The sequence below is a fragment of the Nocardia sp. NPDC051463 genome, from assembly GCF_040681975.1.
Taxonomy (GTDB): Bacteria; Actinomycetota; Actinomycetes; order Mycobacteriales; family Mycobacteriaceae; genus Nocardia.
The window spans coordinates 1-14714 of record NZ_JBFBAB010000030.1 but is presented as its reverse complement, the minus strand read 5'-3'; the positions used below and the strand labels follow the sequence as shown (position 1 = coordinate 14714).

11 protein-coding genes and 1 pseudogene are annotated in these 14714 nt (G+C 68.0%); 8 read left to right on the top strand and 4 right to left on the bottom strand.

Annotated elements, in window-relative coordinates; genetic code table 11:
* The first annotated feature begins 16 nt into the window (after nucleotides 1-16).
* Both AB0M74_RS29090 and AB0M74_RS29085 read left to right on the top strand, forming a co-directional pair.
* Nucleotides 17-823 (top strand): DUF1684 domain-containing protein, encoded by an 807-nt coding sequence (locus AB0M74_RS29090; RefSeq protein WP_366529483.1) that lies wholly within the window; start codon nucleotides 17-19, stop codon nucleotides 821-823.
* Nucleotides 820-1971 (top strand): LLM class flavin-dependent oxidoreductase, encoded by a 1152-nt coding sequence (locus AB0M74_RS29085; protein WP_366529482.1) that lies wholly within the window; start codon nucleotides 820-822, stop codon nucleotides 1969-1971. The genes AB0M74_RS29090 and AB0M74_RS29085 overlap by 4 nt, the downstream gene beginning before the upstream one ends.
* A 197-nt stretch (nucleotides 1972-2168) precedes the next feature.
* On the opposite strand, the gene AB0M74_RS29080 is transcribed toward AB0M74_RS29085, so the two are convergent.
* Nucleotides 2169-3170: a methylenetetrahydrofolate reductase gene (locus tag AB0M74_RS29080; RefSeq protein ID WP_366529481.1), complete on the bottom strand. Its 1002-nt coding sequence runs from the start codon at nucleotides 3168-3170 to the stop codon at nucleotides 2169-2171.
* 88 nt (nucleotides 3171-3258) lie between these two features.
* Between AB0M74_RS29080 and AB0M74_RS29075 the strand changes: the two genes are divergently transcribed.
* The 4 genes from AB0M74_RS29075 to AB0M74_RS29060 all read left to right on the top strand — a co-directional run bounded on the left by AB0M74_RS29075 (nucleotide 3259) and on the right by AB0M74_RS29060 (nucleotide 8960).
* A complete protein-coding gene (locus AB0M74_RS29075; protein WP_366529480.1) occupies nucleotides 3259-4557 on the top strand; it encodes a polyprenyl synthetase family protein in 1299 nt (432 codons plus the stop codon).
* Nucleotides 4554-6137 (top strand): phytoene desaturase family protein, encoded by a 1584-nt coding sequence (gene crtI / locus AB0M74_RS29070; protein ID WP_366529479.1) that lies wholly within the window; start codon nucleotides 4554-4556, stop codon nucleotides 6135-6137. The genes AB0M74_RS29075 and crtI overlap by 4 nt, the downstream gene beginning before the upstream one ends.
* Nucleotides 6138-6201: 64 nt before the next feature.
* A complete protein-coding gene (locus AB0M74_RS29065) occupies nucleotides 6202-7953 on the top strand; it encodes an alpha-(1->6)-mannopyranosyltransferase A (RefSeq protein WP_366529478.1) in 1752 nt (583 codons plus the stop codon).
* A 29-nt stretch (nucleotides 7954-7982) separates the two neighbouring features.
* A complete protein-coding gene (locus AB0M74_RS29060) occupies nucleotides 7983-8960 on the top strand; it encodes a phytoene/squalene synthase family protein (protein WP_366529477.1) in 978 nt (325 codons plus the stop codon).
* Between the two features lie 214 nt (nucleotides 8961-9174).
* Here the strand turns inward: AB0M74_RS29060 and AB0M74_RS29055 are convergent, their stop codons facing one another.
* A complete protein-coding gene (locus tag AB0M74_RS29055; protein WP_366529476.1) occupies nucleotides 9175-9543 on the bottom strand; it encodes an Rv2175c family DNA-binding protein in 369 nt (122 codons plus the stop codon).
* A gap of 89 nt (nucleotides 9544-9632) precedes the next feature.
* Here AB0M74_RS29055 and pknB point away from each other — a divergent pair, with 89 nt between their 5' ends.
* A complete protein-coding gene (gene pknB, locus AB0M74_RS29050) occupies nucleotides 9633-11645 on the top strand; it encodes a Stk1 family PASTA domain-containing Ser/Thr kinase (RefSeq protein WP_366529540.1) in 2013 nt (670 codons plus the stop codon).
* 57 nt (nucleotides 11646-11702) lie between these two features.
* Here the strand turns inward: pknB and AB0M74_RS29045 are convergent, their stop codons facing one another.
* Nucleotides 11703-13088 (bottom strand): class II 3-deoxy-7-phosphoheptulonate synthase, encoded by a 1386-nt coding sequence (locus AB0M74_RS29045; protein WP_366529475.1) that lies wholly within the window; start codon nucleotides 13086-13088, stop codon nucleotides 11703-11705.
* Nucleotides 13089-13271: 183 nt separating this feature from the next.
* On the opposite strand from AB0M74_RS29045, the gene AB0M74_RS29040 reads away from it, so the two are divergent.
* A complete protein-coding gene (locus AB0M74_RS29040) occupies nucleotides 13272-13772 on the top strand; it encodes a polyadenylate-specific 3'-exoribonuclease AS (protein WP_366529539.1) in 501 nt (166 codons plus the stop codon).
* A gap of 66 nt (nucleotides 13773-13838) precedes the next feature.
* Here AB0M74_RS29040 and AB0M74_RS29035 read toward each other — a convergent pair.
* A pseudogene (locus AB0M74_RS29035) lies at nucleotides 13839-14714 on the bottom strand (cytochrome b); the annotation flags it as partial.

The window sequence follows — 14714 nt, the reverse complement described above, 5'->3', positions numbered from 1 at the left end:
CCGCGCCAAACACCCGATGACCACAAGCACCACAACACTTTTCGAGACCGAGTGGGCGTCCTGGCAGCACGCCAGAGAGGATCAGCTGCGCGACCCGCTCGGCTTCCTGAGCCTGACTGCATTGCATTGGCTCACCGACCGACCCGAGCGCCTGCCCGGGGTGCCCGGAACCTGGTGGGTGACCGACAACAAGGTGTTCATCACCGCGCAGCCCGCTGATCGACTGGAGTTCGATGGCACCGGCATCGCGGGCGTGCAGATCCTCACCCCCGCCGAAGGCGCACCTGGACTCACTGTGCTGCACGAGGATCGAGTGCTGGAAGTGATTCGCCGCACCGGACAGTACGCGGTACGAGTCCACGATCCGGCCGCACCGACGCTGCTGACGTTCGACCGCATCCCGGCCTACGCACCCGATCCGCGCTGGGTGGTCGAGGGCCGGTTCGTGCCGTTCGACGCACCGCGGACGGTGACCACCGGTGCGGTCGTCGACGGTCTCGAACATCACCACACTGCCGTGGGCACTATCGAATTCCGCATCGGCGAGGTGGCCGAACGGGTCATCGCCTTCGGTGAGCCCGCGAACCTGCGGGTGCTGTTCACCGACGCCACCAGCGGTGTCACCACCTACCCCGCGGCGCGCTCGCTGGCCGTGGACACACCCGACTCCGACGGCACCGTCCGGCTCGACTTCAACCGGGCGGCGAACCTGCCCTGCGCCTTCACCGATTTCGCAACGTGCCCGCTGGCACCCGCGCAGAACCGGCTGCGGGTGGCCATCGAAGCGGGAGAACAGCATCCGCGGCTCGGTCGGTCGGCATGAGTGTCCCGCTGTCCATCCTCGACCTCGCGCCGATCAGCACCGGATCGACCGCGCGGCAGGCCATCCGCAACACCATCGATCTCGCGCAGCACGCCGAAGACTGGGGCTACCACCGGTATTGGCTGGCCGAGCACCATTTCGTTTCGGTGGCCAGTTCCGCACCGATCACACTGATCGGCCTGGTCGCGGCGGCCACCTCGCGTATCCGGGTCGGCTCGGGCGCAGTACAGGTGGGCCACCACACCTCCGCGTCGATCGTGGAGGCGTTCGGCACCATCGATGCCCTGCATCCGGGTCGCCTCGATCTCGGCCTCGGCCGGTCCGGGCACCGCCGCGCCCAGTTCGGTGCGCAGCCAGAGCATCCGAAGAAGAGTCATCCGGTGCTCGACACCGTGACCGGGCGCACCGAAATCAGGGACGGTGTGGTGGTTCCGCCGCCGTTCGATCCCGGCAGGATCACCGACCGGTCGAAGTTCATCGCTTCGATCGCCGCGCTGCAACAGGAAGGCGCACAGCCACTGGAGTTCGCCGATCAGATCGACGAGATCCGCGCACTGCTCGACGGCACCTACACCAGTGCCGATGGTGATGCGTTGCACGCGGTTCCCGGCGAGGGAGCACAGGTGCAGCTGTGGCTGTTCGGCAGCTCGGCGGGCGAAAGCGCCGAACTCGCGGGGCAACTCGGTGTGCCGTTCGCCGCGGCCTACCACGTCGCACCGGGCACCGCGCTGGACGCGGTCGATGCCTATCGAGCGGCCTTCCGGCCGTCGGCCCAGCTGACCGAACCCTATGTGGTGATTTCGGCGGATGTGGTCGTCGCGCCGGATGATGCCACCGCACGACGCAGGGCCTCCACCTACGGTCACTGGGTGCACAGCATCCGCAGCGGAGCAGGCGCCGCCGACTACCTCGACCCGGACCGGGCCACCCCACTGACACCGCAGCAGCAGCGCCTGGTCGAGGACCGCCTGGCCACCCAGTTCGTCGGCGCACCTGCCACTGTCACCGAGCGGCTCGCCGCACTGCAACGCGTCACCGGCGCCGACGAACTCCTGGTCACCAGCATCACCTACGACCACGAGGACCGGCTCGAATCCCATCGCCTGCTCGCCGAGGCATGGGGGCTGCGCGCAGCCCGCGCCGCCTGAACCGCAGTGCCCGATCCGGCGGGCTCCACCGAGGAGGCCGCCGGATCACCTGCCTCTACTACGTCGGGCGCGAAGCTCCCGGTGACCGTCGCCGGCTGTCTTTGGAGCTGTCGCGCCGCGGCCGCACCGCACCGGACGCCTCGATGCGACGGCCGCGGCCGCTACCGGGCCTGACCGGCTGATCCCGGCTCGACCGATCAGGCGCTGATCGGCGCGGCCGACACGCCATAGCCGAGGTTGGTGAGGACCTCACTGGTCGCCTTCGCGAAATTGAGCGTGATGAAGTGCAGGCAGGGGGCGCCTTCGTTGATGAGGCGTTGGCCCATTTCGGTGGCGATCTCGATGCCGACCGCGCGCACCGCGGCCTGATTTGCTTCCGGGTTGTCGCCCGCGGCCCGGTGCAGCCGCTCCACGACCGCAGTGGGCAGCGGACGGCCACAGAGCTCCTCGGCGCGCGCGACAGTGCGCAAAGAGGTGATCGGCATCAGCTCGGGGATGATCGGCTTGGCGGCTTCGATCGGGTCGCAAGCGGCCATCCGATCGCGCAGGCGCAGATAGTGCTCGACGTCGAAGAACATCTGGGTGATCGAATACTCCGCGCCTGCACGCAGTTTCGCGGCCAGATACCGGGTGTCGGTGTCCAGGTCGGGCGATCGGTGATGGCCCTGCGGGAACGAAGCGACGCCCACGTGGAAGTCGCCGAGGTCACGCACGATGCGCACCAATTCCTCGGCGTAAGCGACACCTTGGGGATGTTTGATCCATTCGCCGAGCGGATCGCCGGGCGGATCGCCGCGCAGCACGAGAATGTTGCGAATGCCGGAGTCGGCGTACGCGCCGACGAGTGAGCGCAGTTCGGCGAGGCTGTGTTCGACGGCAGTGAGGTGCGCCACCGGCAGCAGCGTCGTCTCCTGGGCCAGCGCACCGGTCACCCGCACGGTGCGATCGCGGGTGGACCCGCCCGCCCCGTAAGTCATCGAGACGAAGGCCGGGTGCATCCGTTCGAACTGCCGCACCGCACGCCACAGCCTGGCTTCGGCCGTGGCATCTCGCGGTGGGTTGAATTCCACGGAGAACGGCACCGCGCTACTCGAGTGCGTCCGCAAGCTCTGCACAACCGAAGGTGTTCCAGAGACGTTCGGTGGCGTCGGGTACGGCCGGCCAGGGGTCGAGCGTCCCCGTACGTTGTCGAAAGTCACCGGTCCAGTGTAGTGGTGATGCTTCTCGAGCCCGCCGGGTCGCCACGAGTGCTGTTCCCCGCGGCCGCGTATTCTGCGACCAGGCGGCATGGCCGCCACCGCCGAGCACTACGCGCGACTGCCCGCCCGGCTCACGAAAACTTACCGCGTCCGGGGCAGCGCGCCGACGCAGTCCACGACCCGCCCGACCTTGGAGGCTCCCCTGTCCGCCGGAACCGGTATCCAGACGCCTCGGGGCACGCCGTCGACCGATGCAGGCACATCGACGGCGTCCAGCGACACCGCATCGACGACCGACTACGCCGCACTGAAGGCCGGTACACCCGCTTTCGTCCATACCGTCGAAGCAGCGCTCACCGACTTCTTCCGCACCCGCCGAGCCGTGGTCGAACCACTGGGACCGGTATTCGTGCAGGCCGCCGAGGCACTCGTGCTGTTCGTACTGCGCGGCGGTAAGCGAACCAGACCGGCCTTCGCGTGGACAGGGTGGCTCGGCGCGGGCGGCGACCCCGCCGGACCCGACGCGGCCGCCGTGCTGAACGCTTGTGCCGCACTGGAATTGGTGCAAGCATGCGCGCTGATCCACGACGACATCATCGATTCCTCGCGCACCCGCCGCCGCTTCCCCACCGTGCACGTCGACTTCGAGCAGCGCCACCGCGACCGCGGCTGGGCGGGTGATTCCGAACACTTCGGCGCCAGCGTCGCCATTCTGATCGGTGACCTGGCGCTGGCCTGGGCCGACGATATGGTGCACGCCTCCGGCTTGGAGCCGGCCGCCATCGCCAGGTTCGCGCCGGTCTGGGCCCTGATGCGCACCGAGGTGCTCGGCGGGCAACTACTCGATATCAACGGCGAGGCGGGCGGCGACGAGTCCGTGGCCGCCGCCCTGCGAATCAACCGGTACAAGACGGCCGCCTACACCGTCGAACGCCCGCTGCATCTCGGCGCGGCCATCGCCGACGCCGAGCCGCGGCTGGTCGAGGACTATCGCACCTTCGGCACCGACATCGGCATCGCCTTCCAGCTGCGCGACGATCTGCTCGGCGTCTTCGGCGACCCCGCCGTCACCGGCAAGCCCTCCGGTGACGACCTGCGCGAAGGCAAACGCACCGTTCTGATCGCCGAGGCGCTACAGCGCGCCGACAGCACCGACCCGGATGCCGCTGCCCTGCTGCGCGCGAGCATCGGCACCGATCTCACCGCCGACGAGGTGGAACACCTGCGGGCCGTACTCACCGGGCTCGGCGCCGTCGACGCGGTGGAACGCCGCATCACCGACCTCACCGAACAGGGCCTGGCCGCCATCGAATCCAGCTCCGCCACCCAGGCGACCAAGCAGCAGCTGCGCACGATGGCGCTGGCGGCGACGAGGCGCGCGGCGTGAAAGTCGTTGCAGGGCCGACAGATCGGGTCGTCATTGTGGGCGCGGGCCTTTCCGGGCTCGCCGCGGCGCTGTATCTGACCGGCGCGGGCCGGACCGTGACGCTGCTGGAGCGCGCCGACCATCCGGGCGGTCGCGTCGGGCGGTATCACGGACCGGACTACGAGATCGACTCCGGCGCGACCGTGCTGACGCTGCCCGAGCTGATTACCGATGCCCTCGCCGCCGTGGGTCGAACCCCGCAATCCTGCACGCCGCCACTGCGCATCCACCGGCTCGCGCCGAGTTATCACGCCCGGTTCGCTGACGGCGCCACCATTCGAGTGTTCGCCGACCCGGAGGCGATGGCCGAGGAAGTGACCCGGGTCTGCGGGCCGGAAGAGGCGCGCGGCTATCGGCGACTGCGGGCCTGGCTGGCGAAGATCTATGAGGCCGAGTTCGGCGAATTCATGGACACAAACTTCGATTCGCCGTTGGATATGGTCCGCGAACCCGAGAAGCGACGGGCGCTCGCCGCGCTGGTGCGGCTCGGCGGGTTCGGCAGGCTCGGACCGCGTGTCGGCCGGTTCGTGCGTGATCAGCGGCTGGCCCGCCTGTTCACCTTCCAGGCGCTCTACGCGGGTATGCCGCCTGCCGAGGCGCTGGCCGTGTACGGCGCGATCCCCCACATGGACACGTCATTGGGCGTCTACTTCCCCGAGGGCGGCATGCGCGCCATCGCCGCCGCGATGGCGGACGCCTTCACCGCCGCGGGCGGCACCCTGGCACTGGGCACCGAGGTCACCACGATCGACTACGCAGGCAGGCGCGCACGGCGGGTCCGCACCGCCGACGGCCGAACCTTCGACTGCGACGCCGTGGTGCTCACCACCGATCTCGGCGCCATCGAACAATTCGGGGTGCGCCGCCGCCGACCGCTGCGCGCCGCGCCGTCGGCCGTCGTCGCGCACGGCACCGTGCCCGCGCAGGTCGCCGCAGGCTGGCCGGTGCAGGCACACCACACAATCGACTTCGGCGCGGCGTGGGATCAGACATTCACCGAGATCGCGGCGGGACGGGGGAAGGGCAGGGTGATGAGCGATCCGTCGCTGCTGCTGACGCGGCCCGCGCTCACCGACCCCGCCCTCTACATCGACAGGACCGACGGCCGCCATGAGCCGTTCTCACTGCTGGCGCCGTGCCCGAATCTCGAATCGGCGCCGCTGGACTGGGACCGGCTCGGCCCGTTCTATCTGCGCGAGCTGCTGAACACCCTGGAATCACGCGGCTACCGCGGCATTGCCGAACATTTCACCGTCGATCATCTCGACACCCCGAGCACTTGGCGCGCACAAGGCATGCTGGCAGGCACCCCGTTCTCCGCGGCACACCTGTTCCGACAGACCGGACCATTTCGGCCACGCAATTTTCCACGCACCAGCGACAATGTAGTTATCGCTGGATGCGGCACCACGCCGGGTGTGGGCGTGCCCACAACACTACTATCTGGAAAACTGGCAGCAACCCGTATTACCGGCGCTCCGAGCCCCGCTCGGGATGAAACCCCACGCACCACCGGGATAGTGTTCCCGGCGAACCTCTAAACTCAACGCCGACCTATTCGCTCGCGGTTGCGACCGCCGACCACTCCGGGGGAACCGACACCGTATGCCACCCCCCGAAACCAGCGCCGCAGCCGACACCGAGGACTCGATCATCAACACCAATACGAGCCTCGCGGACCGCACCTCGAGCACACCGGACGCCCGGCCGAGTCGACGTGGCGCGTCCAGGACCGCCGCGCCCACCGTGACGTCCGTGCACGGACTCCGGTGGTGGGTGCGGACCTCGGCCGATTTCCTCCGCAGCCCCGAAGGGCACTCGGCGCTGCTCGGTTTCTTCGGCGCGGTGATGATCACCTTCGGTGGGTTGGGCGCGGGCAGCGTCCGCAAACGCGATCCGCTACTCGAGGCAATGCACCTGTCCTGGCTGCGATTCGGCCACGGCTACGCGCTGTCCACCATGGTCATCTGGGTCGGCGTGCTGCTGATGATCACCGCGTGGGTTCGGCTCGGCCGCACCACCATCGGCTTCGGGGACCGGTCGGAGGCAGGCGTCACGCTCAACGAGCTACGCGCGATCGTCGGCATCTGGATCTTCCCGCTGCTGTTCGCCGCACCGATGTTCAGTCGCGACGCCTACTCCTATTTGGCCCAGGGCGCGCTGCTGCGTGACGGGTTCGACCCCTATCAGGTGGGCCCGGTCGCCAATCCCGGCGTGCTGCTGGACAACGTCAGCCCGGTGTGGACCACCACGACCGCGCCCTACGGTCCGGTCTTCCTGCTACTCGGCCGTGCGATCACCGCCATCACCAACGACAACGTGGTGGCGGGAACAATCGCGCTGCGGCTGGTCATGCTGCCCGGCCTGGCGCTGATGATGTGGGCGGTGCCGTACTTGACCAAACATCTCGGCGGTAAGCCGACGGTGGCGCTGTGGCTGGCCGTGCTCAATCCGCTGGTGCTCATCCACCTCATCGGCGGTGTGCACAACGAGATGCTGATGGTCGGCCTCATGTGCGCGGGCATCGCGCTGGTGCTGGAGCGCCACCATGTGGCAGGCATCGTGGTGGTGGCGATCGGTGTGGCCATCAAGGCGACCGCCGGGATCGCGCTGCCGTTCCTGGTGTGGATCTGGATGCTGCACGAGAAGGAACGCCGGGCGCTGGAACGAGCCGCGAATTCCCCCGGCGCCACAGCGCCGCTGGAAGGCGAGCCGGATGCGGCCAAGCCCAGCGAGGAAATGCCACACCCCGCACTGATGTTCGCCAAAATCGCCGGACTCGGGCTCAGCGTGTTCGCGGTGGTCTTCGCGGTGGCGTCGGTAGCCGCCGGTGTCGGCATCGGCTGGCTGACCGCGCTGTCGGGCTCGAAGAAGATCATCAACTGGCTGTCACTTCCGACGATCATGGCGCACGCCACCACCTGGGTCACCCCGTGGCGGATGGAGTCGGTGCTCGGCGTGACCAGGACAATCTGTGCGGTGGCCTTGGTCGCGGTGTTGGTGTGGACATGGTGGCGGTTCCGCCACAGCGAACGCGAGGCCGTGCTCGGCATCCTCATCGCGTTCGTCGGGATCGTCATCCTCTCCCCCGCCGCGCTGCCCTGGTACTACTCCTGGCCACTCGCCCTCGCCGCGGGCTTCGCGCTGTCGACCACCACCCTGATGGTGCTGGTCGGGCTCTGCACCTGGCTCATGCTGGTGTTCCAGCCCGACGGTTCGATCGGGCTCTACGACTTCCGGCACGTGGCCGCGGCGACCTTCGTCGCGGTGGTGGCGGCACTGTCGCTGCGGAAGGTGGACCCGCTGCGCTTGCGGGCTACCCCGTCGGTGGATTCGTCGGCGCCCTCCCTGCCGTGACCGGTTTCGCCGCGTCCGTACCGGGTTGCGTGAGAGATCCCGGCGCCGCCCAGCTCCCCGTGGCATACCGCGAATGCCGGCAGATCGCCGCGGCGCACGGCCGCACCTACTTCCTGGCGACCCGTCTGCTGTCGGCCGAGCGACGACCGGCAGTGCACGCGCTCTACGCCTTCGCACGGACAGTCGACGACATCGTCGACCGCGCGGACGTCATCGAAGGAACTCTCGATCCGGCGGCAATCGACCATCGCGTCGAGGACTGTGCCGGACTGCTCGATCGGATCGAGAAGCAGCTGCGCAGTCGCCTGGAGGGCAACCCGCTGCCGGAGCAGATCGGCGAAAAGCGGGACCGGATCCTGCTCGCCCTCACCGATACCATCGAACGCTACGACATTGCCCACCAGCACTTCTGGACGTTCATGGACGCGATGCGGATGGACATCGTCGGCACGAAGCAGTACCGCGACCGCTACGCGACGATGGCCGAGTTGCGCGAATACATGTGTGGGTCGGCGGCAGCGATCGGACTGCAACTGCTGCCGGTACTCGGCACTGTCGTACCGGTGGCCGAGGCCGAACCCGCCGCTGCCGCACTGGGCGAGGCGTTCCAGCTCACCAATTTCCTGCGCGATGTCGCCGAGGATCTCGATCGCGGGCGCGTGTACCTGCCCGCCGACGAACTCGCGGCGTTCGGGGTCGACCACGATCTGCTCGTCCACTGTCACCGCACCAGGCGCACCGATCAGCGGATGCGCAGGGCCCTGGCCAACCTGATCGCGATCAACCGCGACATCTATCGTGTCGCCGATCGAGGCATCGACCTGCTGGAACCGCGCGTCCGACCGGCTATCCGCGCCGCGAGCACACTGTATGCGGGAATTCTCGATGAGATCGAGCACTTCGACTACGCCATCTTCGCCCACCGCATGGTAGTTCCCCGCCGTCGCCGCATCCGCGTCGCAGCGGCAGAATTCGCCGGTGCCCTCCGCCGCGCTCCCCGCCCCTGACCGACGGCGCCCACCGCAGCACGGGGCCCACGGCACCGTTGCACGTACCACCCCCAGAAGCACCCTCCACGGAGCGAGTCTTACGAACGACCGTCCGCGGCCGGCTCGGGTCCGAGCGGCCGAAGCGCATGCGACGAAGTCGCGAGTCTCGGCCGCTCGGACGCGGGCCTTGGGGGCCGCGAAGACACAGCGCCGCAGGAGCGGCACATCAGCTTCAGAAAGGATCGGCAGCGGCGCGGCGGATGACTTCTCGGGCCAATGGGCCGTGTAGGGCATCGATCGGTCTGCCCGGCAGGGTCTCGTCCTCGGTGAAGATCCACTCCAGGATCTCTTCGTCGGTGTACTTGGCGTCCTTCATCACGGTGATCAGGCCGGGCAGTGGTTTGACCACCGCACCCGTATCGTCGAAGAACCGTTCGGGGACGCCCGCGACACCGTCGCGGCGCACCGCGAGAAGTTGATGGTCGCGCAGCATCTGATGCACCCGGGTCACCACGAGCCCGAGCTTGTCGGCTACCTCGGGCAGCGGCAGCACGGCCACGGACTCGGGAAGGACATCATCGCTGCAGGGAAATGCACTCACCCGGACAACGGTAGACGGTCCGCCGCCGCACGTCGTGAGACACCCGGGGGGCATTCGCCGATACCATCGTGGAGGCCGCACCGGGCGGCATGTCGCTTGTCGCGCTAACAGCGAGGGGTGAGAACTTTGTGAAAGCCGGAGGACATCACTTGATCGGGCAAATACTGGAAGGGCGCTACCGTATCGACGCGCCGATTGCTCGCGGCGGGATGTCGATGGTCTTTCGGGGTGTGGACACTCGCCTGGACCGCCCGGTCGCCATCAAGGTGATGGACCCGAAGTTCGCCGCCGATCCCCAGTTCCTTTCCCGGTTCGAATTCGAGGCGCGCGCAGTCGCCAAGCTCAAGCATCCTTCGCTCGTGGCGGTGTACGACCAGGGCGTCGACGGCGAATATCCGTTCCTCATCATGGAATTGGTGGAGGGCGGCACGCTGCGCGAGCTGCTGCGCGAACGCGGCCCGATGCCGCCGCATGCGGCGCGTGCGGTCGCCGAGCCGGTGCTCGCCGCGATCGGCGTCGCGCATACGGCAGGTCTGGTACATCGCGATATCAAGCCGGAGAACGTGCTGATCTCGGATGCGGGCGAAGTGAAGATCGCCGATTTCGGTCTGGTCCGCGCAGTGGCCGCGGCCAACACGACCTCGGCGAGCGTGATTCTCGGCACTGCGGCCTACCTGTCGCCAGAACAAGTCACCAGCGGCACCGCCGATTCTCGCAGCGACGTCTACTCCTTCGGCGTGCTGATCTTCGAATTGCTGACCGGCCGGGTCCCGTTCACCGGTGACACCTCGCTGTCGGTGGCGTATCAGCGGATCGAGAACGACGTGCCGAGCCCGAGCCAGCTCATCGCCGGGGTGCCCCCGGAATTCGACGACCTGATCGCGCGCGCGACCGCCCGTGAACCCGCGCACCGCTTCGCCGATGCGAACGAGATGGTCGCCGCCCTGCATCAGATCGCGGTCGCGCTGAACCTGCCTCCGTATCGAGTGCCGGCGCCGCAGGAATCTGCCGAGCACCTCAGCGCCAGCTACCGCATGGCCGCGCCGGACCAGCACGCGGGACAACCCGCTGCCGGGCAGCAGGATCCGCATGCGCCGCAGCACACCAAGGTCGTCACCGCGCCACGGCCCAGGTACGCCGATTACGGCCCGCCGGACGACTACGAGCCGCAGCCCGCACACCTGCCGCAGCCCTCGCCGTATCAGGAATTCGACGCCGAACGCTCCCGCTCGCGCCGCACGACGCTGTTGTGGGTGGCCGTGGTGGCGATCCTGACGTTGATCGTCGGTGTCGGCGGCTGGTGGCTCGGTGTCGGGCGCTTCTCCGCGGTCCCGCCGATCGCCGGGCTCGACCAGGAACGCGCCGTCGCCACGCTGCAGAGCGCGGGCTTCTCCACCGAGATACGGCAGAAGGCCTCGGACACCATCCCGGTCGGCGGTGTGGTCGGCAGCGACCCGCCGGCCGGGTCCAAGATCACCAAGAGCACGACGGTCGCGGTGCTGGTGTCCAGCGGCAAACCCCGGGTGCCCGAGGTGAAGCCCGGCGATGTCGTCTCCAAGGTCAATCAACTCATCCGCGACGCCGGGCTGCAACCGGTGGACTCCGGCGAGACCGGAAGTTCCGCACCGAAGGGCTCGCTCGCGAAGATCGATCCGGCGCCCGGCACCGTGCTTCCGATGAACGCCCAGGTGAAGGTGTACCGCAGCAACGGGTCGCAGCCGGTCAAAGTGCCCGACGTGCGCGGTCGCGCCACCGCGGAGGCCACCAAAATGCTCACCGACGCCGGGATCACGGTGCGGGAGACCCGCATGCAGTACGACAAGAACGTCGAGGGGGACAAGGTGATCGGCACCGACCCCGCCGCGGGCACCACAGTCCAGTCCGGCGACAGTGTCACACTGCTCGTCTCGAATGCCGTGAAGATGCCCATGGTCGTCGGGCAGAGCGTCGCCGACGCGCGCGCCAAGCTCCAGGGCTTGGGCCTGCAGGTGACGGTGCGCCAGCTGACGCCCTCGGACTCGTCGCTGGTGATCTCGCAGAACCCCGGCGGGCTGTCGAAGGTCGAGCCGGGCACCACGGTCACGCTGGTCGCGCTGCCCTGACCGCACCGAACGTCACATCGGGCGCGCTCGATGTGACGTTCGGTAGCGCCGAGAAGATCAGCGCAGCATTTCCGCGACCAGGAACGCCAGCTCCAGCGACTGCTGGGTGTTCAGGCGCGGATCGCACGCGGTTTCGTAGCGTCCGGACAGATCCAGATCGGAAATGTCCTGGGCGCCCCCGAGGCATTCGGTGACGTCCTCGCCGGTGAGTTCGATATGCAGGCCACCCGGATGGGTGCCCAGTGCGTGATGCACCTCGAAGAAGCCCTGCACCTCGTCGATGATCCGGTCGAAGTGGCGGGTCTTGTAGCCGGTGGACGCCTCATGGGTGTTGCCATGCATGGGATCGCACTGCCAGATGACCTGATGGCCGGTCGCCTGCACCTTCTCGATGATCGGCGGCAGCACATCGCGAACCTTGCCGTTGCCCATGCGCGAGACGATAGTGAGCCGGCCGGGCTCGTTGTTCGGGTCGAGCCGCTCGACGTACTCCACGGCCTGGTCCGGCGTGGTGGTCGGACCGATCTTCAGGCCGATCGGGTTGGCGATCAGTTCCGCGAGGGCGATGTGTGCGCCGTCGAGCTGACGGGTGCGCTCACCGATCCACAGGAAATGCGCCGACAGGTCGTAGAGCACCGGCTCGCCCGCCGGATTCTCGCCGAGGCGCAGCATCGCGCGCTCGTAGTCGAGCACAAGAGCCTCGTGGCTGGCGTAGATCCGAGCCGACTGCAGGCTCGGGTCCTTCACCCGGCATGCGGTCATGAACGCGAGACCGCGGTCGATCTCCTCGGCCAGCGCCTCGTAACGCGCGCCTGCGGGCGACTGGGCCACGAAGTCGCGGTTCCAATCGTGCACCTTGTGCAGGTCTGCCATGCCCGCGCCGGTCAGCGCGCGCACCAGGTTCATCGCCGCGCTCGCATTGGCGTAGGCACGGACCAGCCGCGACGGGTCGTGCTCACGCACCGCCGCTTCGGGGGCGAGCGCGTTCACCATGTCGCCGCGGTAGGACTTGAGGCCGAGCGAATCCGTATCGGAGGAACGCGGTTTCGCGTATTGGCCCGCGATGCGCGCGACCTTGACCACCGGCAGGCTCGCGCCGTAGGTGAGCACGACCGCCATCTGCAGCAGGGTGCGAATGTTGCCGCGAATGTGCGGCTCGGTGTTGTCGGCGAAGGTTTCCGCGCAGTCACCGCCCTGCAGCAGGAACGCCTCACCGCGCGCGACCTCGGCGAGCTGCGCGCGCAGTTCCTCGACCTCGGCGGGCACGCAGATCGGCGGCACGCTCTCCAGCACCGTACGCATGTTGGCGGCCTGCTCCGGGTCCCACGACGGCTGCTGCAGCGCAGGTCTGGCGAGCGCGCCGTCCAGCCGTCGCCGCAATTCTGCGGGCAACGGCGGCAGTTCCGGCAGGCGATCGATGGGTACGTCGACGGTCCAGTTCACCAGTTCAGAATACGGACCATGTGGTCGCACAGGTACCCGGAGGTAGGGGTGGAGCCTACATACCGAAGGTGGCGAGAATTCCCACCCGAGAACCCCTGGAGTGATCGGCGGGCTACCGGCATAGGGTTGCTGGGTCCGGTACCTGCACAACCGCTCCGACTACCGAGGAGAAGACCGATCTCTCTGCGATATTTCTACGATTGCGAATTCATCGAGGACGGCTCGACGATCGACCTGGTTTCCATCGGCGTCGTCTGCGAGGACGGCCGCGAATATTACGCGGTCTCCACCGAGTTCGATCCCGACCGGGCGGGCCCGTGGGTGCGCAAATATGTGCTACCACAGTTGCCGGCACCGTCCTCGCCGCGCTGGCGCAGCCGCCAGCAGATCCGCGACGACCTCTACAAGTTCCTGATTCCCCGCGCCACGGTGCAGCCCGAACTGTGGGCCTGGGTCAGCGCCTACGATCACGTGGCACTGTGCCAGCTGTGGGGCTCGATGGTCGACCTACCGAGTACCCTGCCCCGCTACACCAATGAACTACGCCAGCATTGGGACGCGCACGGCCGCCCCGAACTGCCCCCGGTGCCCGCGGACGCCCACGACGCGCTGGCCGACGCCCGCCACAATCTCGCGAAGTTCGAGGCGATCGAAGTCGCCCGCCGCGCCGCCGCTCGCTCGTAATCCCCGTCTACGAAACACGAAGGCCCCGAGTCGGATTCGACTCGGGGCCTTCGTTGACGTCAGCGATCAGTGGCTGTTGTTGCCGCCGTGACCGTTGTCCTTCTCCTGTGCCTTCTGCAGCACGGCGAGCTGCTTGTGCTCCTCCGCGTGCTCGATCTCGAAGGCCTGCTCGCTCTCGTGCCACGGGTCGGCCCGCAGGAAGCTGCCGGTGCCCGGCTTGCCCGCCGAACCCAGCTTGTTCATCTTCTTGGGCACGTGGGCGCCCTGGTACTCCAGCGGGATCGGGTGGCCGTGGTCGTCCACCGGGCCGAGCGGCTGGTGCACCTCGATGTACTCACCGTGCGGCAGCCGCTTGATCACGCCGGTCTCGATGCCGTGCTCCAGCACTGCCCGGTCGCTGCGCTGCAGGCCGAGGCAGAACCGGTAGGCGACGAAGTACGCGACCGGCGGCGCGACCAGCAGACCGATGCGACCCATCCAGGTGGTCGCGTTCAGCGAGATGTCGAACTTCAGCGCCAGGATGTCGTTGACGCACGACAGCGTCAGCACGACATAGAACGCGATCGACATCGCACCGATGGCGGTGCGGACGGGCACGTCCCGCGGTCGCTGCAGCAGGTTGTGGCCGACGGTGTCGCCGGTGAGGCGCTTCTCGATCCACGGGTAGACGATCAGCACCGTGAACACCAGACCCATGATCAGCGCGACCCAGAACACCGCCGGGACCGTGTATCGACCCAGGTAGAGCTCCCACGGCGGCATGAGACGGGCGAGGCCGTCGGTCCACATCATGTAGAAGTCCGGCTGCGAACCCGCGGAGACCTGAGACGGGTTGTAGGGCCCCAGGTTCCAGATCGGGTTGATCTGGAGCAGGCCGCCCATGATGCCGACGATGCCGAGGGTGAAGGCGAAGAACGCACCCTGGTCCGCGGCGAACACCGG

Bases quoted from the DNA above. Each gene is read 5' to 3' on its own strand.
- AB0M74_RS29090 (WP_366529483.1), top strand. From the start codon at position 17: ATGACCACAAGCACCACAACACTTTTCGAGACCGAGTGGGCGTCCTGG.
- AB0M74_RS29085 (WP_366529482.1), top strand. From the start codon at position 820: ATGAGTGTCCCGCTGTCCATCCTCGACCTCGCGCCGATCAGCACCGGA.
- AB0M74_RS29075 (WP_366529480.1), top strand. From the start codon at position 3,259: ATGGCCGCCACCGCCGAGCACTACGCGCGACTGCCCGCCCGGCTCACG.
- AB0M74_RS29065 (WP_366529478.1), top strand. From the start codon at position 6,202: ATGCCACCCCCCGAAACCAGCGCCGCAGCCGACACCGAGGACTCGATC.
- pknB (WP_366529540.1), top strand. From the start codon at position 9,633: ATGTCGCTTGTCGCGCTAACAGCGAGGGGTGAGAACTTTGTGAAAGCC.